The 24,271-nt window shown below is 53.7% G+C and carries 14 protein-coding genes; 3 read left to right on the plus strand and 11 right to left on the minus strand.

Annotation, left to right across the window (positions count from 1 at the left end; all coding sequences use genetic code 11):
• The first annotated feature begins 29 nt into the window (after positions 1–29).
• Complete coding sequence (locus tag MK110_13985) at positions 30–3,410, plus strand: hypothetical protein (GenBank protein MCH2212410.1); 3,381 nt, start codon at positions 30–32, stop codon at positions 3,408–3,410.
• Between the two features lie 245 nt (positions 3,411–3,655).
• Here MK110_13985 and msrA read toward each other — a convergent pair whose 3' ends face one another.
• From msrA to MK110_14015, 6 genes are all read right to left on the minus strand, one after another.
• Positions 3,656–4,246, minus strand: a complete 591-nt coding sequence (msrA, locus tag MK110_13990; protein MCH2212411.1) for a peptide-methionine (S)-S-oxide reductase MsrA — start codon at positions 4,244–4,246, stop codon at positions 3,656–3,658.
• 220 nt (positions 4,247–4,466) lie between these two features.
• Positions 4,467–6,149 (minus strand): Na/Pi cotransporter family protein, encoded by a 1,683-nt coding sequence (locus tag MK110_13995; GenBank protein MCH2212412.1) that lies wholly within the window; start codon positions 6,147–6,149, stop codon positions 4,467–4,469.
• A gap of 361 nt (positions 6,150–6,510) precedes the next feature.
• Complete coding sequence (locus MK110_14000) at positions 6,511–10,500, minus strand: hypothetical protein (GenBank protein ID MCH2212413.1); 3,990 nt, start codon at positions 10,498–10,500, stop codon at positions 6,511–6,513.
• A 221-nt stretch (positions 10,501–10,721) separates the two neighbouring features.
• Positions 10,722–10,970: a hypothetical protein gene (locus MK110_14005; protein ID MCH2212414.1), complete on the minus strand. Its 249-nt coding sequence runs from the start codon at positions 10,968–10,970 to the stop codon at positions 10,722–10,724.
• A complete protein-coding gene (locus tag MK110_14010) occupies positions 10,970–11,620 on the minus strand; it encodes a hypothetical protein (GenBank protein ID MCH2212415.1) in 651 nt (216 codons plus the stop codon). Before MK110_14010 ends, MK110_14005 begins: the two co-directional genes overlap by 1 nt.
• A 58-nt stretch (positions 11,621–11,678) precedes the next feature.
• The gene (locus MK110_14015; protein MCH2212416.1) at positions 11,679–11,951 is read right to left on the minus strand and encodes a WXG100 family type VII secretion target; all 273 of its coding nucleotides are present in this window, start codon (positions 11,949–11,951) and stop codon (positions 11,679–11,681) included.
• A gap of 327 nt (positions 11,952–12,278) precedes the next feature.
• Here MK110_14015 and MK110_14020 point away from each other — a divergent pair, with 327 nt between their 5' ends.
• Positions 12,279–13,532, plus strand: a complete 1,254-nt coding sequence (locus MK110_14020; GenBank protein MCH2212417.1) for an FAD-dependent oxidoreductase — start codon at positions 12,279–12,281, stop codon at positions 13,530–13,532.
• Positions 13,533–13,812: 280 nt separating this feature from the next.
• Positions 13,813–14,568, plus strand: a complete 756-nt coding sequence (locus MK110_14025) for a DUF1805 domain-containing protein (protein ID MCH2212418.1) — start codon at positions 13,813–13,815, stop codon at positions 14,566–14,568.
• 298 nt (positions 14,569–14,866) lie between these two features.
• Here the strand turns inward: MK110_14025 and MK110_14030 are convergent, their stop codons facing one another.
• From MK110_14030 to MK110_14050, 5 genes are all read right to left on the minus strand, one after another.
• Positions 14,867–15,418, minus strand: coding sequence for a DsbA family protein (locus MK110_14030; protein MCH2212419.1), 552 nt, complete (start codon positions 15,416–15,418; stop codon positions 14,867–14,869).
• A gap of 160 nt (positions 15,419–15,578) precedes the next feature.
• Positions 15,579–17,045: a DUF1501 domain-containing protein gene (locus MK110_14035; GenBank protein ID MCH2212420.1), complete on the minus strand. Its 1,467-nt coding sequence runs from the start codon at positions 17,043–17,045 to the stop codon at positions 15,579–15,581.
• 155 nt (positions 17,046–17,200) lie between these two features.
• On the minus strand, positions 17,201–20,305 hold the full coding sequence (locus MK110_14040) for a PSD1 and planctomycete cytochrome C domain-containing protein (protein MCH2212421.1): 3,105 nt from the start codon (positions 20,303–20,305) through the stop codon (positions 17,201–17,203).
• A gap of 166 nt (positions 20,306–20,471) precedes the next feature.
• Entirely contained in the window at positions 20,472–22,364 is a 1,893-nt protein-coding gene (locus MK110_14045; GenBank protein ID MCH2212422.1) for a HEAT repeat domain-containing protein, read from the minus strand.
• 124 nt (positions 22,365–22,488) lie between these two features.
• Positions 22,489–23,772 (minus strand): Gfo/Idh/MocA family oxidoreductase, encoded by a 1,284-nt coding sequence (locus tag MK110_14050; protein MCH2212423.1) that lies wholly within the window; start codon positions 23,770–23,772, stop codon positions 22,489–22,491.
• Between the last annotated feature and the right edge of the window lie 499 nt (positions 23,773–24,271).

Below are 24,271 nucleotides of genomic sequence, written 5' to 3' on the forward strand. Positions count from 1 at the left end.
TAACCACGATCTGACTTCCGCATGGATGCATGAAGTTTCAACCCGTAATCAGATGGATGTTGCTGATCGGTCTGGGAGCGACGGTTGTCGTTGGCGGAGCGGGCATCCATTATTGGAATCAGCGCCATGATCTGATTGAACTGCAGTTGCAGGCTCGATTCAGTGAACTGGCTCCCGGACTGCGACTGATTCTGGGAGCTGTTCGTCTGGACGGCGTTCATCGCTTGATGCTCAGCGATATCGAGTTGCGTGATCGGGAAACTGATCAGACTCTGCTGCGCGCCGGAAATATTTCCGTCGGGATTGATTCCCGGACGTTGCTCGATCATCAGCGAGTCCAGGTGAGGTCTGTAAAGATCGATGGAGCGGACGTGCTGATGGTTCGCCACGAAGATGGGCGCTGGAACTGGCAGGAATATGAATTCAATCCACCATCGCCAGGTGGCAGCTCGCTGCCACAGATTGACGTTCGTCAGTTACGTGTCCAGCTGGATCTGAAGCATGGTAACCACATCCCCTCCGCTCGTTTGTTGTTAGCAAGCTCTCATCTTCAGGCTGTCCCTGCGTCAGCGACCAGTTTGGATTTGGCGGGGACCGTGGAACTGGCTGAAGCACTGGAACTTAAGCTTTCCGGGACCTGCAATCTTACCACCGGAGCATGGTCGATCGGTGGACAACTGGACGACGTTTCTGTCGATCAGAAATTATTTGATCTGGTACAAAACACAAGTCCTCGGCTGCGCAGCGAATTTCAACGGGTGGATCGTCAGTTCCATGACCTGTTGCCTCATCTGTCAGGTGCTGCTGAGGACCGGAATTCCGCTCTGCTGAATGGACGCGATGCTACGAACGCTGTGCAATTCCAGGGGAGCATGGATGTTGAATTCGACATTGGGCAGCAACCCGCAGATCAGGTACCTGTGTTTAACCTGCTGGTGGATGTTCGGGACGGGCAGGTATCGGTTCCCGGACTGCCTGTTCGACTGACGGAGATGCGGGCGGAATTTTTCGCAAACAACCAGCAGGTAATTTTGCGAGTTCCACATTCACGTTGTGAGAATGCCCGGTTGAGCGGCCGGTTTAGACTGAGTACGGAGCCTGGAGCTGCACCGCCGACGGGTTCATTTGAGGTGGCCGATTTTCACGTAAGTCCACAACTAAAAAATTTGTGTCCCCCGATGCTGCACAGACTGTTCAACCATTTTCAGCCGGATTTTCTGATCTCCGGAAACGGTCAGCTGGCACAGGGACGTGACGGCAAATGGATGTTCAGGGATCTGGAAGCCAGGGTCACTCAGGGCCGGTTACTGCATTATCGCTTCCAATATCCGCTCACTGACATTCAGGCAAAACTTTTTCAGGTGCCTCCGGCCCGTACGAACGGGAAAATTGTGATTGGTGTGTCGGAGGCCACCGGAATTGCCGGTGGACATCCGTGGAAGGCGACTGGCTGGTGGGAGAATCCGGGACCTGCCGTGAAATCTCATTTTGAGCTGGATGTGGTTGATTTCCCTCTGGACGGACGATTTCGTGCGGCGCTGCAACCCAACGCAGGAAAGGTGCTCGAAGCACTGAATCTCACCGGGAAGGCGACAGCTCGGCTGTATTTTGACAGACCGGAGGGACTCGGCAGAAAAACTCGAATGAGAATAGATGGTCGTGTCGACGACGCCTCTGCCCGGTTCGCAGCGTTTCCGTTTCAGATTGAAGATCTGCACGGGCAGGTCAGATTCGATTCCCGAAACGCACAATGGGACTTCGACGAACTTCAGGGACGCCACGACAACACAAAGATTGTGGGATTCGGACAGTTCAGTGGTCTTCCTGCGCCCGGAGTCCTTGAGCTGACAGTGGGAGCAGAACTGCTGTCTCTGGATTCGGACCTTTATAATGCTCTGCCGGATTCTCAGCAGCAGCTCTGGCAGATGCTGGATCCTTCCGGACTGTGCGATCTGACTGCAATGATCCACTGGACCGCTGCACCGGGACAGCGGCCGGTTGTCCATTTCCCGGCAGATTCTCCTATCCGAATCTACAACGGGCGAATTCGCCCCGGCCCATTTCCGTATGATATGGATGTGGAAGAGGCCATTGTCAGTTTCGATCCGAATGATCCTCGATTCAGTGGTGTCTGTTACTGCGACATCCATTCGTTCAAAGCAAGTCACGACGACGCTCCGATTGTCGCGACCGGATGGGCAAAGACTGACATAGTTGGAAACTGGCAGGTCCACCTGGATCACCTGACTGCCAGTCAGTTATCACCGGATGATAAGTTACGGTCGGCACTGCCGGACTCGTGGGAAGAGATCCTGGCCCGCCTTCATCGGAAGGGACGGGTTTCAATCATTGACTCCGAACTGGACTTCCGGGGCAGCCGGGAACCGGACAGCGGAGTCACGGCTGCATGGAATATGAATCTGGACCTCCACGACTGCGCCTTGAATGCCGGTCTCGATCTGACCGAAGTGTCAGGAAGTCTGACAGCATCAGGAACATGGGACGGAATGCACCTGAAAAATCAGGGCACGATTCGCATGGAAACAACCCGTGTACTTGACATGCCACTGACACGAATTCGCGGTCCTTATTCCATTGCAGATGCCAGACTCGTGCTTGGCAACGAGGATGTCCTTCAGTCAGGTCAGCCGCTTCAGGCAGACCGAGAGGAACGGATAACCGCACAGGCCTACGGTGGAACACTGTTCGTCGATGCTCTCGTCGACAATCGGCCCGGCAGCGGTTATGTACTGTTGGCTGAGGTCCAGGATGCATCTTTGCAGGATTTTGCCGGTGAACATCTGGATCGGGCCGGTCAGCTACAGGGTAAAGTGGCGGCATGGCTGGCTTTGAAGGGCGACGGTGACTCCGCTGAAGACATGAAGGGCAGCGGTCAGCTGGAAATCAGTCCTGCTGCGCTGTACGACCTGCCTGTGATTCTCAAGTTGCTGCAGGCGTTTACCAGCTTCACACCAGGCAGTCCCACCGCATTCGACTATGCGATGCTGTCATTCGATGTTGCCGAAAAACAGTTTCAATTCAAACGCATCGATCTGGTTGGTGAATCGATAGCGCTGCGTGGGCGCGGCAGTGTCGGATTTGAAGGTGACGTGTGGCTCGACTTTTATTCGCGTCCCGCCAGGCTGCGGCGATCATCGCTGCCGCTGGGAAATCTGTTTAGTAATCTGGTGGGTAATGTCGCGACGCAATGGGCGAAAGTGACTGTGCGGGGTACTACGGAACGTCCGTGGGCAACATTGGACCCGACAGCACAGCTGGACGATTCGGTCAGACAGTTTCTTAATGCATTCAACCCGGTCCCGGGTAATGCGCCCAGGCTGAATGTACCGAGGGTCTTACCGTTTGCCGGCTCTCCCATGACATTCGGCCCGTTTCCGTTTCGGAGATAACGATCCCCGAAAAATTCACGATTCAGGACGGATGCAAAGACCCGCTTCGGATCAAAAGACTGATCTTCAGCGCCTGGCATGTGCCCGGTCCGGGCCTTTCCGTGTTGATCCGGTATATCGGAGAAGTTGCGCTGTCGGCACCGGTGATGGTGTTGTCTGCCGTTGTCCTGCCAGCAATGAACCTGACCGGTGTGAACTCATCTGATGAAAAACCAGGACGAAGCGAATGAAGCCTGCGACATGCTTTACTGTGGGGCCTGTGGCTTGTTTGGCTCTGTTTCTGCGGGTTTAAGCAATTTGCTGTAGCGCTTCCGGAACTTAGCCATTTTTGGATCGATGACGACTCGACAGTATCCCTGATTAGGATTCAGGTTGTAGTAATTTTGGTGATAGTCTTCTGCGGGATAGAATTTTTTCAGTTCTTCCAGCGTCGTGACAATCGGGTCACGGAATACTCCCGAATCATCAAGCGTTTTGATGATGTCGGCTGCGACCGCCTTCTGTTGGCTGCTGTTGAAGAAGACTGCTGATCGGTACTGTGTGCCGCTGTCTGCTCCCTGGCGGTTCAGTGTCGTGGGATCGTGTGTGTGAAAAAAAATGTCCAGGACCTGTTCAAATGAAATAACATCCGGACTGAATTCGATTCGAATCACTTCTGCGTGTCCGGTGTCACCTCTGCAAATCTGTTCATAAGTGGGATTGGGAACTGTTCCGCCGGTGTAACCCGACGTCACGCTGGTGACTCCGCGCACTCTCAGAAAAACGGCTTCGGTACACCAAAAACAGCCACCGCCCAGTATTGCGACCTGTTTGTTTGATTTTTCTTCAGTAGCCATGGAGACGTCCTAAACTGATAGTTGGTAACCAGGGCCGAAGGGTCCTGCAGATTTCGATCCGTCGGGAACATGTTACTGATGCAGCTCGATTGCCGGCACCTTGTTTGACGACGGTTCAGCATACACGACGATCGGTGTCGCGCTAAGACACGCCTTTTGTGGAAGTCACAAACAAAGAGGAGTCTGTTCCCACCAGGTTCACTGACCGAGAAGCGTTTGATCATTTCTCCCCGGACACAATTTCGGCAATATTCCAGGAATGGTCGACAACTCTTGAGTATGCGTTCAGTGCCGCCAGAAACGCAACGCTGACAACCGGGGCTGTTGTGCCCGCTGACAGCTCATCCAGGTGACCTCGTCGGAGCTGTTTGACTTCGGATCCAATCCGTTTGGCCATATTCTCTGTTTTTGTCAGGACATTGCGGTTTTCCTGAACCATTGCTTCATTGACCGCACCCACGTAGTCGGACAGTTGCACATTGAGTTGATTAAGCTCACGACGCTGTTTTTCGCTGAATCGATGCCCGTTTTGACGCAGCTTTCGATCAAACTTGTCCAGATCCACAATGTAGTCACTGATCGACTCATATTCATCGGCCATTCGTAGCTGGCCACGAGCTTCGTCAGCGACAGTATGTGGAATATTGGCCGACAGCAGGTTGGTGACGAATTCGGTCACTTCATCCTGAATTGAATCGAGTACCTGTTCCCGGTGACGGAGTCGATCCGCCATGGCCTTGTCCGGATTATTTTGCTGCCGCAGTTCGTGCAGCCATTCGAGCATGCGGCTGCATCCGGTTCCCATCTTCTCAATCTCACGTCGCGATTGCTCAATCGCCAGCAGTGGAGTTTCCAGCATACGAATATCGAGATCTGTGAGGCGTGGTTTTTCCTTGAATTCTTTTGCCGGAACAATCCAGGTCAGCAGTTTCACCAGCATCGGAGCAATCGGCAGGAACAGGATTGTATTTGCGACATTAAATACGGTGTGAGTTGCAGCAATCGCGGCTGTACGATTCGGGTAAGTGGCATCGCCGTCTTTGAGAATCAGTTCGTTCACATCAACATCGATCATTGTCTGAATCAATTGAATGTACCACTGGAAGATGAATGTGATCCACAGGACGCCGATCAGGTTAAAAATTACGTGAAAGTAGGCCGCACGACGTGCATTTGTCGTTGCGCCGAGTGACGCCAGCAGGGCCGTAATTGTTGTACCGATGTTCTCACCTAGCACCAGTGCAGCCGCTGTTTCGTAAGAGATGACTCCCTGTGTTGCCAGTGAGATGGTAATCGCAAGTGTGGCAGAGGAAGATTGCACCAGCGTTGTGAGCACACATCCGGCAAAGGCACACTGCAGGACTCCGAAGTAACTGTCGGCCTGAAACCTCTGGAACCAGCTCTTGAAGTCCGGGGTGTCCCTGATAATTGTGCAGGCCTCCTTCATGAGTTCCAGGCCAAAGAACACCATTCCCACGCCCATCAGGGCCATTGCCCAGTAGCGCCAGCGATCACTTTTTGCAAACAGATTTACGAAGGCTGAAGCACCAAGAATCGGCAAACCGTATTTGCCGATTTTCAGGACAAGAATCCACCCGGTGATCGTGGTTCCGATATTGGCACCCATGATGACCCCCACGGCCTGGGTCAGCTGCATCAGTCCACTGTTGACGAACCCGACCACCATCACGGTTGTGATCGAACTGGACTGAACCACACATGTCACAATCACGCCCACAATCGTGGCCATAATACGGTTGTTCGTTACGGCACTGATCATGCGTCGCAGGCTGGCACCTGCCACAGCCTGCATCCCATCGGACATGTTTTTCATGCCAAGCAGAAACAGTCCCAGCCCGCCGACCAGTTCACAGGTCAACTGGAACAGGTGCGTGATGTCCATGGAATTGACGACGGTGCACCTCCGAAATGTGTTAAGAAAATGTTAGGATATGTTAAGGCGGGGATTGTGTCGGGAGATGGGCTGAGTTGCAATCCGGGCTGCTCACACTCTGGAAAGATGGGAGGATTCAGATGTCGAATGAATTTAGGGCACCTGTCCGCGCAACCCGCCGGAGCTTTTCAGCGTCTGACGCGACCTGGGTTTAGCAATACTGTGTTCGGAAAATGAGCGATGGTGTTGTCTATGCTGGTCGAAGATGTGGCAGGTTCATGCCCTGCCGCGAACACGCCGTTCGCGATGGTATGCACTGAGTGTGAAGATCTTTCGAACGGGATAAGCATTCGGATCACACCGGGAATCATTACTCGATTTTCAGCGATTCGATATCCATTCCTGATCCGCAATCGCGGGAACGCCGGTTGACGACCTGCGTCAGCCACGATTCGGTCGGCCATGCAAATGGTCGGAATTTCTCCACCGTGCCTGTCTGGTCCTGATACAACAATGCCCGGCCTGGACCCAGACTGGCCGCGACAGGTGAATCGACAAGACTGGCTGAATCTGTCTGGTTCATTCGCAGGATGATCCTGTTTTCAAATTCCCTCAGCAGAGAACTTGTCAGCCATCGCATCGCATTATTGAACGTGTCGGCCCACACCACCACATGAATTCCGACCAGTGGACCGCGACGAATCAGGTCAGTGAACATTGACGACGGTGTTTCTGTTTTCGGTTCCCCAAAATTCCCCAGACCGAAGTTATCGTCTTCTCGCTTCAATTCACGGAACTGCCCGATGTCCCGGATGATCAGCAGAACATCGGCTGTCTGTGCATGGTCAGCCAGTTGTTCACGGCGTTGCAGTTCCCTGACGCTCGCCTGAATCACATCGACACACGCATCTGCGGTATGCAGTTTGATTCCCGGAGCAGCACCGGAAGCTGCCAGCTGTTTGAACCGCTCTGTCGATTCTTCATGTCGACTGCTGTGCAGTACAGTGACGTTTGCTTTGGTGTCTGCTTCGGCACAGGCACTTAATGCGATTAATCCCAGTATACGGTCGATGAGGAGTTCATCCTGGCCGACGAGCAGCAGATTTTGTCCGGCTGATCTGCGTAGTTCGATATGTGTTGGTGCACTGATCGCGACCGGTTCGCCCAGCCAGAGCGGCCTCGTGTCAATACTCTGACGAGTTGCATCCGACACGGTACTGAATGTCGCCTGCAGCGGGCCACACTGTTCCACCGTAGGAGTGACATTACCGTCAAAGACAATCATTGACGATTCACCGTCAGGCAGGTCCGAGCGATTGTTGAGCTGTCGGATCATGTCCTCGCGAATTTCTTCTTCCAGCCAGGCAATTTGAAACGGATGATTACCCTCTTTAAGTCCGTTGGCATCGTTGTAGATTGCTTCACCAGGTCGCGTCAGCAATCGAGCAGCCGCATTTTCATCGCTGAGAATCAAATGTGCGTCACTGTCACTGCACTGTAAAGCGACGCGGACCGCCACCTGACCCATGGTACTGCGGGCGAGCGAGTAGGCTCCACCCAGCGTCTGTGAACCCAGCATGACATGGATTCCAAATGCACGCCCCTGACGAATAAGTCGATCCAGCAGCAGAGATGCTCTGGACGCGATGCGATCTTCTGCAACGAAGAACTCCTGAAATTCGTCAATCAACAGCAGCAGGCGTGGCATCGTTTCCCCCGGATACTCCTTTCGAAACGACGGCAGATCCTGAATTCCGCGTGATCGAAACAAGTCTCCTCGTTCCTGCAGGATCACGTCGAGTCGTTCCAGAACACTCAATCCGAATTCCCGGTCGCTCTCAATCGCCACTACGCGGGCATGCGGCAGTCGGTTAGCAGCATAGGTGCGAAACTCGACGCCCTTCTTGAAGTCGATAAGATAAAATCGGATCTCCGCCGGACTGTAATGCAGCGCCAGGTTTGTGATTACGATATGCAGAAATGTTGATTTCCCGGATCCGGTCTTACCGGCCACCAGGACATGTTGTGATGTTCCTCTCCCCAGTCTCATGTATTGCAGGCGCGCTGCACCGGCTCGTCCGATGGGCAGGTCAATACTTTCGGCGGTGCTCTGCTTCCAGATGGCATCCTGACGCGGGGCAATGCGGCGGAAACTCACTTCAACACGGCGTGCGTTTTTCGACTTTTCTCCGACTGCCTTTACGATGTTGACGAAGTCCGTGGCAGTCGGTTCCGGAACGGGTTCAAACAGAAGTGATTCCGGAAGCTCCCTTGTCGGAACTACCGTTTGATTCCGTACGCGGAAAGCTGCTAGGTTCCCCAGCATGTCCTCCATATCGATTCCCGTCGGACCGGCGAGCGATGGATTCCAGGCAATCATGGTGTATACACCGCAGCTGGGCCCACTGGTCAGAATGGAGGAAAGGTGACGGACAGATTCCTCGGAAAATGCCTGCGGAAAGTCGGCCACAACAACGAAGTGATACGGTTCCGCCACCTCATCAGCAGATTTGTTGTATTCTTCGATCGTTGAGAACTCACTTCGAAGATAGGTCTGGAAGACGTTCTCCATGTGTTCTGTTGTTTTACGCAGCTGACTTCGAATTTGTGACTCGTCAGTCCGAATCCGGCTGTGAATCAGTAGATCATCGTAGTCGGTCAGATGCATCATCGCGGAGAAACTCTGACCCAGGCCCACCGGATCGATCAGAGTCAGGCGAATACGACCGGGTGGTATCAGTGTGAGCAGTCGCAGAATTTGAGTTCTCAGGAAACTCAGAGCAGCTTCACGACCGGCTGAATCATGTTTCACCAGAATTGAGGAGTCGTCGGGGAACGTCAGAATTGCCGGCATCTCCATACACAGATTCGTTGTCGATGGCTGTGCAGCAGATTCCGGTGCCTTTGGAAGAGTGACCAGCAGATCGCCGGGTGACATTGCCGATGGCATTTGCTCCGGTGCGTTCCATTCGGTGTCGTGCAGCGACGGCCAGCGGTGACCGCGCAGGCCGGTCTGCATGGATTCCTGGGTTAGCTGACGGACAGTCGACAGCTGTTGATTCCACTGTTCAGTCAGTCGATCGGCCGTGGCCCGTGTTTTCTGAGTCTCTCCATCCAATTCACTGTTGCAGACGGTCTGCCGTTCTGTGATACGTAATGAGGTCTGCTGAGCGATTCGCTGCTGTTTGCTGCTTTGTTGTTCATCGATACGCTGTAGTTCTGCGATCGTGTGTTGTTGAAGTCGTTCGGAATGATCTTCAGTTGCTAACTGAAGATCATTCCGAATCCGTTCAATCTTTTCTTCCAGAATGGTTCGCTGAGTAGCCGTTCGCTGCCGGATGACAGCGGTCTTTTGTTTGCGCTGTTGAGCAATGTTCTTTGTCCATTTGTCGGCAACGTCTTCCATCCGGAGCAGCCGTTGCTGTGAACGCTGTTTCCACTGCCCCCTGAGACTTCGGGCATTACTGAAGTTTTGCAGCATGCGTCCGAAACCGGCGCGAAGTTGATTCTGAACGATTGTCAGGCAGGTCACAGAAACGAAGGATGCAGCTGCGCAACCGCACAGTCCCGCAATCAGCATCCATTGCCAGTCCGGAGACGCCAAATCAGGGTTGAGCAGGCTGCCGGGTTGTACCTTGATCAGCAGAACCGGAACAAAGACAAGCAGAGCCGGCACCAGTGACAGGAACCATAGATGTTTGCCGCAAATCCACCGTGGCAGTGGTTTCGATTCCAGTCGACCGGCCTCCGCCAGCAGTTCGTCTCCGGACTTACGAATGACATCCGACAGGCTGGCATCATCTGTGCTGAAGGATTCCGGCGAAGGTGTCTCAATCTGTACTGATGTACGGCACTCGGCTAAAAACTGATGTGTCCGATTGATTTGTTTTTCCAGCACATCGAAACGTTGCTCCATGGCACGTTTCCGGCTGTGGAAAGTGTCTTTATCGCGTTCCAGTCGGTCGATCGGACTATCAGTGACATCGTCCAGTACTGACTGCAGAACCCACAACTCATTCTGTTCCTGTTCGGCAAGGCGCAGCAACTGTTCTGTGATTTCGCTGATTTGAATTTCGGAAGTTTGTGTCTGCTGTGCACGAAAGGATTCGGCCTGACTATGCCGGTCAAGCTGCAGTGTTTTGCGCTGTTGTTCAGCCCATATCTGCAGATTACGAGTTTCCTGGCGCAGCTGGGCTGTCTCCTGCTGCCGGATTTCGTGCAGACGTTGTTTTCTGATTCCCTCAAATCCTGAGAGTTGTGTCTGGAGTTCTGCCAGATCTGTCCGTGCCGTTTCACAGACAGAGACAGCCCGAGTCAGAATCTCAAGCTGCCGCTGCATCATGTTCTCATTTAGTTTCATGGCACATCCCGCCGCCGGATCCTGCGGAAAATGATGCAGTTTTGTTTGTCATCTGAAGACATATCCCGGTCGAACGTCCGAACAAATGTCAGGATCTGTCCATCACCAGTCGCTGCAAATGTTTTGCAGCAACAGTGGAGTCGTGGTCACCCTGCATCGATCAATCTCTGTTTTTCTTAGGCATCAATGATAATCCACGAGCCGTGTCCGCAGCCTGTCATTCACAAAGATGTGTCGGACTCGCGCCTATGGGAACAGTCTCGTTCTGCCCGACCTGTTACTTCCGACATTTTATGGACGGCATCCAGCATCAGAGAAACCTGATTGTGAATTGGAATCAGATAATCTTCTTCCACGGTTTGACTGACTGGATCTGACCAGTGTTCTTTGGTCTGCTGCCAGGTATGTTCCAGTCGGGTGAGAGCATCTGCCAGTCGGGCCGCCGGGGATATAAAGTCTGCTTTTCTCATCACGCATCCTTCGATAAATCATCAGTTGCTGGTGACGGGTCTTTGTCGGCGAACCGTGAGTGAGCGTCCGTTGTTTCCGGTTCAACTGACGAATCACCGTTGCCGGCAGGCGGTTTGGAATATTTTGACGGATCTCCGAAGTCGAGTTTCGAAGGAGACCAGTCGGGCAGTCTGACGTCACGGTAGTCGTCCAGATGTTCGACCGCGTTTTGCAGTAGTATGATGAGTCGCGGGACATCACGTTCCAATGTTTGAATCAACCGGACCGAACGACCGTGATATTCGTCGGCTTCCTGGCGAGCGCTGATTGTCCAGCGTTTGACCACTCCCAGTTGCTGTTGCGCGAACAGTAACTGCTGTTTGCACTTCTGCAGATGCTTCTGTTCCTGAAAGCAGGTCGGACGAAAATCTCCTGTACGCCGCATACGGCACTGATGCAGCATCACCCGGGCTTCGGCGTGTCTGCGATCACACAATTCAGACTCTCGTTTCCAGAATCCGGGTCGATTATGTTCCAGCCAGTCAATGACGCCGCGTATTTCCGATTCCAGTCGTGTCACGCAGAGTTGCGCTTCTTCTCGAAACTGCACCACAGCCGCGGCAAACCGGCGGACTGCATCAATTGATTTGACATTAGCAGATTGAGGCATGGGCTTCGGGCGAGAGCAAATGAGTTGAGTGCAGGCGAATAATCATCACCATGGGGTGCTATTGCTGCTGCAGATATTCTTCAATGAGCTGAGCCTTGCGGACCAGAAAAGGAATGTAGGCTTCATTCATTTCTACGAAACGTCCTACGGCTTTCATGCTCTGTCGGAAATCTTCGGTGAATTTGAGGTGTTCCTGATCTCGCCACGTCTGAGACAACGTATTCAATTGACCACCGATTGCGGCAGACCGGTTATTGAGCTCTTCGTTAAAATGTCTCAAAGCCTGAGCAAACCGGCGCAATTCTGCGGGATCAACAATCGCCTGAGTCATCAGGGTATCCTTGGTTGAATTAGACAGGTATGTCGGGACTACCGGATACAAACGGAATTCAGGCCCGTTCGTACGCGAAAAACCCACAATTTACCATCTCCTGCCCCTTTTGAAGTCGTGAAACCTTCAACCGGGATCCGATCACAGCCGTGTAACCGTTACCATGCTTTCGCGAACTTCCGCCAGCGAACAGCGTATCCGTCGATCACTGTGAGATATCGCCGCCGGTGCAGATGTGGATTCCATGCCGACGGATAGCCGGTAAACTTGCAGCCACAGATGATCGTGTTTTACGTGTTTTGGTCCGTTTCAGGTTGTGATGTGGTTATGAGTTCTTCTGAGAGACATACGGTGGTGATCGGTGGTGGGGTGATCGGTGGGTTCTGTGCGTGGTACCTGCGAAAGACGGGACGGCGCGTGACAATCGTCGATCGCAATGAATTTGGTGCCGGTTGTTCTCACGGCAATTGTGGTTATGTCTCCCCAAGTCACATTTTGCCACTGACGGCACCAGGGCAGATTCGACGTGGTCTGAAAGGGATGATCAGCCGGAATGCTGCGTTAAGAATACGGCCTCGATTGTCGCCATCCATGTGGGCGTGGATGTTTAAGTTTGCGAGTCGGTGTAATCGTCGTGACATGGTCAGTGCCGGACGAGGACGTCATGCGATCCTGGAATCCTCGCGGCGTCTGTATCAGGGAATCATCGAAGATGAGAAATTGAATGTTGAATGGAAGACCGACGGACTGCTGTTTGTTTTTCGGGATCATTTGGGATTCGAGAATTACGGTGAAACAAACCGGTTGTTGACGAAAGAATTTGGGGTTCCCGCAGAACCGGTTGAAGGCGCCGATCTTACAAGGCTCGAACCCGCACTGAAGCCGGGAATAGCAGGCGCGTGGCACTATCCCAATGACGCCCACTTGCGACCGGACAGAATGATGTCAGAACTGAAACGCATCCTTCTGAATGCGGGTGTGGAGATCATCGGCCAGACGGAAATGAAAGAATTTGTCGGGTCCGGTCAAAACATTACTCACGTTCAAACACAGTCAGGTGCGATTGCCGCGAATGAATTTGTTGTGGCGACAGGGCCGCTGACTCCTATGCTGAACAGGGTTCTGGGTTGTCGGATTCCTATCCAGCCTGGCAAGGGGTATTCGATTACCATGGCACGTCCCCAGGTCTGTCCGCGTTATCCGTTGCTGCTGCAGGAGGCGCACGTGGGGATCACGCCATTTGACACCGGCTACCGGATTGGCAGTACGATGGAGTTCGCAGGTTACAACTCCGAACTCAGTCCGGGACGACTGCAGTATCTGCGCGACGGTGCGGCGCAGTATCTGGTGGAGCCACTGGCGGAACCAGTGAACGAAGAATGGTTTGGCTGGCGCCCGATGACCTGGGACGGGTTGCCTTACATCGATCGTACACCGCGTTTCAACAATGTCTGGGTTGCTGCGGGCCACAATATGCTGGGCCTGAGTATGGGGGCCGCGACCGGCAAACTCATGACGGAACTGATCACGGGACAACCACCACATATCAGTCCGGAACCTTACAGAATTGGCCGCCGCTGAACCGCTAGGACTGACTACAGACGTTCCCTGTGTCTGTTAAGGGCAATAGAAACGCAGTAGGGAATTTGCAATTCCGTTTACATGTTTTGTTTGTTTGGCGTACGGCAGATAAGGATCCTTCGGCGCGCCGTGCGCACTATTCCGGTACGAATTCACCTATGGTATACCTTGGGCATCCGGCAGTCAGATTCCCAGCGATGTTTTGAAGCTTCAGGGGGATTCGTCAGTAAACTGACAATATCAGTTGGCAGGATCCAGAATTCGGGCCAGGAACGTAATGATGAATGATTCATTCCCGCGAATAACGAGCCGTCGAATGCAGTTCGAAGGCGGATCTGCGATCGGTACCAGCAACCGCTGGGAGAAAAGTCAGTATTGTTCAATTCTGACCCGAGCCGGAATTGTTGGTTGTGGTGTCTACGATATGGAATCGGCTGCGACGTTCGACCAGGCAATTGCGATTGCTCGGGGAACGCCTGCAAATCCACTGGTTGAACCGGAAGATCTCCTGGATGCAAAGATCGTTGATGCCAGTCCCAGGGCGAGGTCATTTGGTATTGAAGTGGGAATGACGGGTCGGGAAGCCACTGAAATCATGCTGTCGGTTTATCCGAAGAAGCCGGATGTTGCTGGTTCACCGGTGCACGTCAAATTTCTTGACCACGTTACGATTATCGTGGAAGACCTGGAACGCAGTCGCAGATTTTATACCGACGTCCTTGGGATGCAGGTTGTGGAGCGTCCGGACTTTTCATTCGACGGAATGTGGCTGAACGCCGGGGGAACTCAGGTTCATCTGATCCTCGATCATCCCGAATGTGCTGATCCGGGATATCCAAACATGCACGGGGAAACCCTTCCTGGCCGGGTTCATCACTTTGCTTTTGAGGTCGATGATGCACACGCTGCCGCCGATCGTCTTAAAGAACATGGTGTCACAATCCAGGGTGGCCCGGTGCCCCGTCCGGATGGCTGCATTCAGGTCTGGTTCTTTGATCCGGACGAACATATCGTCGAAGTGTTCCACAAAGTGTAGTCTGCACAGATGAATCGGAGATGATGCGACAGGCGAGGGGTCTCGGTTGATCAACAGATCTGACTCTTACCTCACGTTGAAATGCCGCCCGGTGACTGTCCGTCCCGAGTCGTCACTATGTGTTTTTGACCGTTCATAGTCCGAGATTTTAGGTGTAGGAGACACCTCGAATCGGACGGCTTCACCGTTGCTACGCAAAAAAGGACAGATCTCGTGCCTCTGACATGATTCACGCTGAAGCCGGTTCGTGTTTTATATGGGAAACGTTAATAACCGGGGACGAAGAATCACGGCTCGTTTATCTGCGTACGGCTCCGGAATGTTCCAGTAACTGCTCAAGCACATCATAAGGTTGAGCACCGGCTGCGGCGTGTTGTCCGGCAACAAACGTGGGGACCGATGTCACACCAAGCTTCCGTGACCGTTCCCAGTCCTGGTCAACGGCTGATCGATAATGTCCGGTGCTCAATTCGTCACGGCAGACGGATTCCTGCACTCCCATGCCGCTTGCGATTTCAATGAGATTTTCAATCAGGGCGATGTTGATTCCGTCTGCGAAGTACGCTTGGAAAAGTCGGTTGTGGATCTGCTCTCCGTCCGGCTGTGTGACCATAAATGCGGCGAATTCCTGGGCAAGACGGCTGTTATAAGTCATCCTGCGGTCCCCGTATGGCAGACCTTCGATTTCCATCAGTTGTTTCATGCGGACCTGCGCTGCCGAAATATCGATGCCACGACCGGCGAACAACTGTTCCAGTGTCATTCCTTCCGTTGGTGTTTTCGGGTGCAGTGGAAAATGGACGAAGCGAATATCGATGTCCCACTCCGTTCGCAGGCGTTCAATACGCACGGTACTGAGATAGCACCAGGGTCATATGTAGTCAGAAAAGACTTCCAGAACGAATCGATTCATACCGTGTTTCTTTGCATCTGACATGTGGAATGATTGTCTTACGTGGACGGACGACCAGACTACAGGCCGGCCTCACTTTCGGCGTCACCGGTGCTGACTACGCCAAAATCCCTTTGACGACACTTCCGTGTACATCGGTCAGGCGGAAGTCGCGTCCCTGGTGCCGATAGGTCAGACGTTCGTGATCGATTCCCAGCTGCTGCAGAATTGTCGCATTCAGGTCATGGATGTGTACGGGGTTTTCCACGATGTTGTAGCTGAAGTCGTCCGTCTTGCCGTATTCGGTCCCGCCTTTGATTCCCGCTCCGGCCATCCATTTGGTGTAGCATCGAGGGTGATGGTCGCGCCCATATTTTTTCCTGGACAAACTACCCTGGCAATAAATTGTACGTCCGAATTCTCCACCCCAGATCACCAGTGTGTCTTCCAGCAGGCCGCGCTGTTTGAGGTCCTGGACGAGGGCATAACATGGCTGATCGATGATGCGACACTGACGCCGGATGTCTTTGGGAAGATTGCTGTGCTGATCCCACTTGCGGATAAAAATCTGGGTGAACCGAACGCCACGTTCGGCCATACGGCGTGCCAGCAGGCAATTTGCTGCGAACGTCCCGGGCGTGGAGACGTCCGGACCGTACAGTTCCAGTGTCTGCCTGGATTCACCGGAAATGTCGGTCAATTCCGGAACCGATGTCTGCATACGATAGGCCATTTCATACTGAGTAATACGAGACTGAATTTCGGGATCTCCGACTTCATCGAATCTCTGGCTATTCAGCAGCATGAGTTCATCCAGCATACGCCGTCGCATGGACTCGGACATACCATCGGGGTTAGACAGATACAGGACCGGATCACCGGTTGACCGCAGGCTGACTCCCTGGTGTCGGGTGGACAGAAAACCGGATCCCCACAGCCGCGAATACAGAGCCTGTCCCCCGAAACTGCCGTTGACTGTGGAGTGCAGTACCATAAACGCCGGCAGGTTTTGGTTCAGGCTGCCCAGACCATAGGAAAACCACGCACCGGTACTCGGACGACCAGGCAACTGACTGCCGGTTTGAATGTAGGTGATTGCCGGATCGTGATTGATCGCTTCCGTGTGAATCGTCTTAATCACTGCCAGATCGTCCACCATTTTCCCGGTATACGGTAAGAGTTCACTGACCTGCATTCCACAGTCGCCGTGCTGTCGAAAACGAAAGGTCGATGGCGCAATCGGAAAACGTTTTTGCCCCGAAGTCATTGTGGTGATACGCTGGCCGTTGCGCACTGAGTCTGGCAAGTCTCTGTCGAACCAGTCATTCATCATGGGCTTGTAGTCCCACATGTCCAGCTGAGACGGCGCACCGGACATGAACAGATAGATCACACGTTTTGCCCTCGCAGCAGAGTGCGGCAGACCCGGAAGTCCACCGGCTGGATCTGCGGAAGCCGCAGTGTTGTCTGCGAATAGCTGAGGATTGACCAGCGAACCCAGAGCTGCGGAACCGATTCCGGTTGACGTTCGGCCAAAGAAGTGTCGCCGGGTTTCGAGGAGCTCTGTTTCTCGGATGGGATGCATGGGTGAACCTTTTTCCGACCACACGAAAACACAAACAACAGGACTGGTGGTGACGTTTGGTCTTTCTGAAACATTTGGAACCGGAACTGGACAACGATCAGGACATTCAGGCTGATCGGGTTTTGTTCGCAGTCATGAGTGATTCATTTCTTCTGCTATTCCTTTGTCACTGTTTCACTCAAATTCAGCAGCAGGTGAGTCACCATGGACCAGGCAGCCAGTTCATCAGGATCGAGCTGTTCGTTGCGAGGTGACTCGCCGGCCGACAACAGCTTTTCAGCTGCTTTGGAGTCATTTCTGAACTGAGTCAGACTCTGGTGGAACAGACGTGTCAGTGATCCCTGTTCCGCAACATTCGGACGTCGGTTCAATACCGAACGGAAAGCGAATACCGCACGCTCGTCGACGCTGGAATCACTTTCGGTCATCACACGTTCGGCGAATTTACGAGCCGCCTCGACGTACTGCACGTCGTTCATGAGTACCAGGGCCTGCAGTGGAGTATTAGTGCGTGCCCGGCGAACCTGACACGTTTCACGATCGGGAGCGTCAAATGTGGCCATTGACGGGGGAGGAACCGTTCGTTTCCAGAAGGTGTACATGCTGCGACGGAAGAGCTTTTCACCTTTGTCCTGAACGAAGGTGGCGGTGTTGCTGCCGCCAAAACCGACGGGTTTCCACAGCCCGGCCGGCTGGTACGGCTTAACACTTCGCCCACCAATCGTCTCAGTCAGCAATCCACTCACGGCCAGCGCCTGGTCGCGAATCACTTCGGCATCCAGTCGAAATCTGGGGCCGCGTGCCAGGAAACGATTTTTGGGATCTGCCGCCAGTTTTTCGGGTGACACATGTGAGGCCTGTTGATAGGTCGCCGACATCACGATCTGCTTCAGCATTCGTTTTACGTCCCAGCCGGATTCAATGAAGTCCACGGCCAGCCAGTCCAGCAGTTTTGGATGAGACGGATGTTCACCCTGAACTCCAAAGTCTTCAGATGTTTTTACCAGGCCGGTACCAAAGAACTGCTGCCAGAATCGGTTCACTGTCACACGCGATGTAAGCGGATGCTGTGGCTGAACCAGCCATTGCGCCAGCCCAAGCCGATTGGAGGGGGCATTTTCAACAGGAGGAGCCAGCCATACGGGGACCGTCGATGACACCGGTTGGCGCTTTTCGGTGTATTGTCCTCGTTCCAGCACATGAGCCTGCCGCGGTTCCAAACGGTCTTCCATCACCAGTGTGGCGGGAATCGCGTTTTCCAGGTCATCCAGTTTGGTTTCGAGGTTTGTCTGTCGTTTCAGTGGTGCGTCCAGCTGTATCCGTGAATCCGGATTTACGTATTTGAGATAATAGTGAGTCAGTTGTTCGGTTTGTTCGGGCGTTCGTTCGGCATTGTCAATATCCAGAACCTGCTGGATTTCATCCGGAAGCCTGGTGTGATTTGTCTTTGTGCGAAACTGTTCCCAGGCATACAGAGAACGCTTTTGTTCCGCAGAAAGCGACGGGTGTACGATTCCGGCGGTGTCCCAGTGAACGGTGCCTCCGACCTGTGTAAAGGCCCAGCCATTGAGTTCGGACCCGAACACCAGGCCCACGGCTTCGGCAGAGACTTCCAGGCGTACCCATTTTCCGGTTTCCGGCAGTTCGCCCATGTGCCGGTTTGAGGCATCATTTTTCCCGGCCCCGTGTGCTTTGTCCGCTCCCCAGGTGGCACGATGTTCCCACGTGCCGTCATTGAACTGCAACTGCAGCGTCAGCGGTGGATTTTCAGGATCCAGGTACGCCCAGGCAAACAGTTTTGTCTGCCCCGGAAGTTTCAGTTTTTCGGTCGGGTCGGTGAACAGGTGCTGGGTGATTTCATTGCTTCGACCGGTACGCACCGCAGATTTTTTGCCGCTGTGTACCGGATGATCAGGAGCTTCCACGAACTGCCACGGAGTGTCACCAGCCGGTTTTGCCCCGGCTGGTATTTCGTCATCGACCCAGACGAACTCTTCTTCGGTCAGGGCACCCAAAGGTTCCGTCGGCTTCGGATCGGCGTAGTTGATTTTGGCCAACAGAGTGTCGATTTGACTGCCGGCAGCAGCCAGTTCTTCACGGTACTGCTTTTGGTGCTTCTGCTGCTTCGCCGTTGGAACTTTGACAATCGGGGGCGGCAGCAGAGCGTTCCCGTCCATGGCTCTTTCGGTGAGGCTGAAGAAGTAGGAGAACAGCTGATAGAATTCTTTCTGCGTGATCGGATCAAACTTATGATCATGACACGCGGCGCAGCCGGCTGTCAGACCCAGCCAGACCGTGGATGTGGTTTCAACACGATCGACTGCGTAGCGCACGTAGTATTCATCATCGATGGAACCACCTTCGCTGGTTGTCACGTTACATCGATTGAATCCTGTTGCAACTCGTTGACTCACTGTGGGGCCGGGTAGCAGATCTCCGGCGATTTGTTCGATCGTAAACTGATCAAACGGCTGATTATCGTTGAAGGATCGGATCACCCAGTCGCGATACGGCCAGATCGATCGTTCGTTGTCGAAATGCAGACCGTGAGTGTCTCCGTATCGAGCGGCATCCAGCCAGATACGCGCCATGTGTTCCCCGTATTGTTCGGAATCCAGTAAACGATCCACAACACGTTCAAACGCCTTGTCGGATTCATCAGCGAGAAACTGATCGACATCCTGAATCGTGGCAGGCAGCCCCGTCAGGTCCAGGGTTACTCGACGGATCAGTGTTTCCTTCGAAGCCCGATGTTCGGACGCCAGACCGATTGTCTTCAGTTTGGCATGGATAAAGTTGTCGATGGCGTTGTTTGTTTGCCGGTTTTCCGTCACCGGCATGATGTTCGGTTTCTTTGGTGTCTGAAAGGCCCAGTGCCCCGACCATTCGGCTCCGCCATCAATCCATTCTTTGATCAGGCCAATCTGTGTTTCGCTCAGCTTCTTTCCTGAATCCGGAGGTGGCATCTTCAGATCAGGGTCATCGGAGGAGACACGCACGAACAACTCACTGTCCCCGCTGTTTCCAGGCACAACTGCAGTCAAACCGGACGCCAACGCAGTCACTGCCGATTCGTGTTTGTCCAGCCGTAATTCGGCCTGTCGATTGGCTTCATCCGGACCATGACACTTGAAACAGTTGTCGGACAGCAGTGGCAGGATATCGCGACTGAAGTCCACACCGGAGTGGGTGACTTCAGCCGATGTTCCTGCAGGCGATAATATCAGCAGACAAATTAAAATTAAGTTTTTTCGAATCATCTTAACTGTGCTCAACACGCGTGATGACCACGCTATCCGAAGGAAAAAAGGAGTCATTTATCGACCATGGCAAAAAGGTGTGCAAACCGACTCCTGATGGACTGGCTACAGTCGGTCCATCTGATCAACTGCCGGAAAAGACTCCTGACCTGGTTATGTGCCTGGTTTATTTCGTTTCTTCAAGTGTGATGATTTGACTGATATCGACTCCTTTACTTCGAAGTCTTTCCGCAATGGCCAGGGTCGCTTCCGCAGCCGTTTCCTGCAATTCAGGAAGCTTTTGTGCGTTCACCGTGACTTTGAGTCCCTCGATGTCCGGACGGAGTACGAGAACATCCAGGGCCAGCGTTTGTTCCTCGGTCCGAATGGCCGTATCGATGGCCTGACGGCACATTTCAGCACGCTCTTGTCCTCTCGCAAATTTTCTCGCCAGTCCCAGATAACCTCGTAACCCGCGGATTCTGTATTTGTTTTGCGGGGATGTCTGTGCCAGATCAAGCAGGATGGGTGCTGCGGTGAGGTTATTCCACTTACCAAGCAAACGACTTGCGGTGTCCTGCTGTTCCGGATCCCGACTTTTTGCGGCTTGTGCAAGTGTTTCAAGTGCCCTGCTTCCGCCGACTTCACTGACGATTTCAAGAAGTGTTGTTTTTGTGCCTGGCGATGATCCGGATACGGCATTCTTAAGTTGAGTGGCACATGTGTCACGGTCCGGCATGCGGACGCAGGCTGCTCTGAGCGCCCGCTCAGCCACGGTGAGATCTTCGGGGTGTGTTGGTGCGACAACCTGAGAGATCAGCACAGAGAGTTGATTGAGTGTCACGGTTTCACCCAGAGCGATCAGGGCCGCATGACGGACAGTTTCATCAGTATGTTGCAGGGCTGTCAAAACGTCCGGGACTGCATCGACACGTCTGCGTCCGACCAGCTCCAGCATCAGCGGGTCACTGTCGCGTCCCGATTGTTGCAGACGTTTCACGATCTGTGCGTCGATGTTTTGACCTGGAAGAACTGCAATCGTATCCCTGGCGGCCTGTGACAGGTCGGCATCATTCTCAACGGCAATTTCCAGTAAGGGTGACAGGCAGGAATCGTTTCCAACTCGTTCCAGAGCATCGAGCGCCGAAAGCCGAACCAGTTTTGGGCCCTGTTGGGCGGATGTCAGAACTGCATCCAAAACCAGTGTGTCGGGACGGTCGGCCATCGCCTGAATGATCAGCGCTGTTCGTTTGGGTGTTGCCTGCCGGATCTCAGCTGCCAGGGTTCTGTCGAGCTGGTCGCCAGGAAATTCACGGGCCGTACCGAGAGCCAGCTGGAACAGCTTCTCGTCTGATGATCGCAGGATTTCCAGCAACAGAGGAATACCGTCCTGAGCACGAGCCAGAATGGCACCGCGGGTCGCTTCAATGATTCTTTGAAGGGGAACGTCGGCGCTGCGCACCTCATCGTAAATCTCTGTGGCCGCGATGGAATTGCCTTCAGCGTGAAGTCGCTCGGCACACAGAACACAGCCTTCAGCAATTGCCGATCGGACGGTATCGGATGCTGATGCCAGCGAAGAACGAAGTGACTCTGTGGCTGCCGGAGTTCCAATATGTCCCAGAGCAACGGCTGCGGCAGAAGCGACGTCTTCATTTGAATCCTGCAGCTTTACTGTAAGAGATTCAACAGCGCCTGCATCTCGACGAACACCAATCGAATTAATCGTGCCGATCAGCAACCGTCCTTCCAGTGAGTCCGCTGCAGTCCGCAGCGCTTCATCAGCCGCCTGCCCCGGAATCGCTTCCAGAGCAATTCTGGCCCAGGAAGAGAACTTCGGGCTGTCCAGCAGTTTGGCCAGTTCCGGGACGGCTTCACTGGATCCGTAGATGGCCAGATTCTTGCAGGCGATCGCCTTTTCTGCACCGGGAGCATCAGATCTGAGGACGGTCAGCAGTTTGTACTCACGGGATGATTCGGGACTGTCAACGGCTTGTGCCGGTAAAACAGTGACGATGTACATCGAAGTCAGAACCGTGATACCTGCGGTGAAGTGAGTACAGGTGAGACTTGTATTCATTGAGGTGTCCGTATCCGTATGCGTCTGGAAAATGTATCAGGTTGTTTTCGATGACCGGCTAGCCTGTGCGACGTGTGTGGTCGAACGTCACAGCCGGCAGATGCCTCCCTGTCCTGTGCAGATCTTACAGCCGCCATGGTTCCCGAAGTGCTTCTGATCTCAGACGATTGGCCTGCACGTCATCGATGAACTCGTGTGCCACGTTGTCGTACTTCACCTGGCGATCCAGATGCAGTGCGATATTTGCGGCGTGACAGGCGATATGTGCGTTGCACGCCGCCAGGGCATTGCCTTTGGTGAGGCCTCGGGTTTTCACACAGTCCAGAAAATCCCGGACATGGAATGTTGCCGGATAACCACCGATTTCGTCCACACGTCGACCTGCCAGCAATTCCGGAGAACTCAGAACCATTTTGCCGCTGTCACCCGCTTCGACCCAGCCGGTTTCTCCTTCGAACCGAACCGGGCAGGAACCCAGAGGAATCCAGCCGGTCTCCCGAAAAATCAGTTCAGTGCCGTTTTCATATCGAGCGACCAGTTCGCCGTTTTTTGGTGCATCATAGACCACCGGTGGCAGGCAGTCGTCGACGGCCCACTGGCAAAGATCCACACAGTGCGAACCCCATTCGAGCACACCGCCGCCGACCAGCCCCCCGCCCTTTTCGAAATTGAATCCGTCCAGGTGCGCGGAGTTGAATGGTCGCCATGCGGCTGGCCCGAGGTACATGTCCCAGTCCACGACTTCTTTATCCGGTTCCGTTTCGGGGACCAGCCAGCCGCTCATCATGGCCTGCATCCCGGCCGGGTGGGCGTAGACTTTTTTGAGTTTGCCCAGTTTTCCTGTGCGAGCCAGCTCACAGGCAAAAGCAAAGTGAGGAAGATTTCGTCGCTGAGTTCCCGCCTGAAACACTCGCCCCGTGCGTCGCATCGTATCAGCCAGAATCAAACTCTGGCTGATGTTCTTCGTGACCGGCTTTTCGCAATACATATCCTTCCCGGCTTTGGCAGCGGTCATAGCAGCTGTGGCATGCCAGTTGGGGCCGGTGGCAATCAGCACTGCGTCAATATCACTGCGGTCGAGGATGTCACGAAAGTCACGATAAGTATCGCAGTTCTGATTCCCGTAGTGGTCATCAACGATCTTTTTCACTTCCCCCCGGCGTTTCTGCTTGATGTCGGCAACCGCTGTAAACTGGACATCGTTTTCCTGAAGAAAACAGCCCAGGTCATAACCGCCCCGGCGACCGATACCGATGCCGCCGACCACGATACGTTCACTGGGAGCGACGGCGCCGTTTCGTCCCAACGCTGAACCAGGGATAATCATGGGGGCTACGGCGGCCCCGGTCGCGGTTGCTGCGGATTGCAGAAAATGACGGCGAGGAACCTGTGTGGTCTGTTTCGACATGGACGGCTTCCTTCGGTATTAATTACTGCAAATGATTGAGAATTCAGTGTTTCGGTACCGGACTCACCGGCCGGAATTCGATTGATGTCTGTCAAGGAGGGGACCGGGCTGCGACAAGTACACGCACTTTAATCGACCGGGCACACTTCGCACAGCAGAATTCTGTTGCGGATCGATGATCACAAAAGACGTTGCCGCAGCCCGTGGTTGTCCGGCATTCGGTGATGGGTTTTGCCAATATTTGTTTGTGTCCCTGTCGTACGCTGACAACCCAAACCTGTCAGAAATAACTCAGATATTGCTGAGACCTGCAGCCGCTGCTGGCCGGTTGCGGCTGCAGTGGCCTGTTGCGACTGTGAACACGGTGGCCGTCCCGGGGGTTTTGTTCGTGCCCGGCAAAGTCTATCGCCACAGAACCCTGCCGGAGTTTGTTTTCAATATAAAGTGTTTCCGGCTGGCTGTCGGCGAAACCTGTCAATCCTACGCGGCATACCCCATG

Origin of the sequence: Fuerstiella sp., assembly GCA_022447225.1 — a bacterium.
Lineage (GTDB): Bacteria > Planctomycetota > Planctomycetia > Planctomycetales > Planctomycetaceae > S139-18.

Bases quoted from the DNA above. Each gene is read 5' to 3' on its own strand.
- MK110_14005 (MCH2212414.1), bottom strand. From the start codon at position 10,970: ATGAGAAAAGCAGACTTTATATCCCCGGCGGCCCGACTGGCAGATGCT.
- MK110_14015 (MCH2212416.1), bottom strand. From the start codon at position 11,951: ATGACTCAGGCGATTGTTGATCCCGCAGAATTGCGCCGGTTTGCTCAG.
- MK110_14000 (MCH2212413.1), bottom strand. From the start codon at position 10,500: ATGAAACTAAATGAGAACATGATGCAGCGGCAGCTTGAGATTCTGACT.
- MK110_14010 (MCH2212415.1), bottom strand. From the start codon at position 11,620: ATGCCTCAATCTGCTAATGTCAAATCAATTGATGCAGTCCGCCGGTTT.
- MK110_14050 (MCH2212423.1), bottom strand. From the start codon at position 23,772: ATGTCGAAACAGACCACACAGGTTCCTCGCCGTCATTTTCTGCAATCC.
- MK110_14035 (MCH2212420.1), bottom strand. From the start codon at position 17,045: ATGCATCCCATCCGAGAAACAGAGCTCCTCGAAACCCGGCGACACTTC.
- msrA (MCH2212411.1), bottom strand. From the start codon at position 4,246: ATGGCTACTGAAGAAAAATCAAACAAACAGGTCGCAATACTGGGCGGT.
- MK110_14045 (MCH2212422.1), bottom strand. From the start codon at position 22,364: ATGAATACAAGTCTCACCTGTACTCACTTCACCGCAGGTATCACGGTT.
- MK110_14025 (MCH2212418.1), top strand. From the start codon at position 13,813: ATGAATGATTCATTCCCGCGAATAACGAGCCGTCGAATGCAGTTCGAA.
- MK110_13995 (MCH2212412.1), bottom strand. From the start codon at position 6,149: ATGGACATCACGCACCTGTTCCAGTTGACCTGTGAACTGGTCGGCGGG.
- MK110_14020 (MCH2212417.1), top strand. From the start codon at position 12,279: ATGAGTTCTTCTGAGAGACATACGGTGGTGATCGGTGGTGGGGTGATC.
- MK110_14040 (MCH2212421.1), bottom strand. From the start codon at position 20,305: ATGATTCGAAAAAACTTAATTTTAATTTGTCTGCTGATATTATCGCCT.
- MK110_13985 (MCH2212410.1), top strand. From the start codon at position 30: ATGAAGTTTCAACCCGTAATCAGATGGATGTTGCTGATCGGTCTGGGA.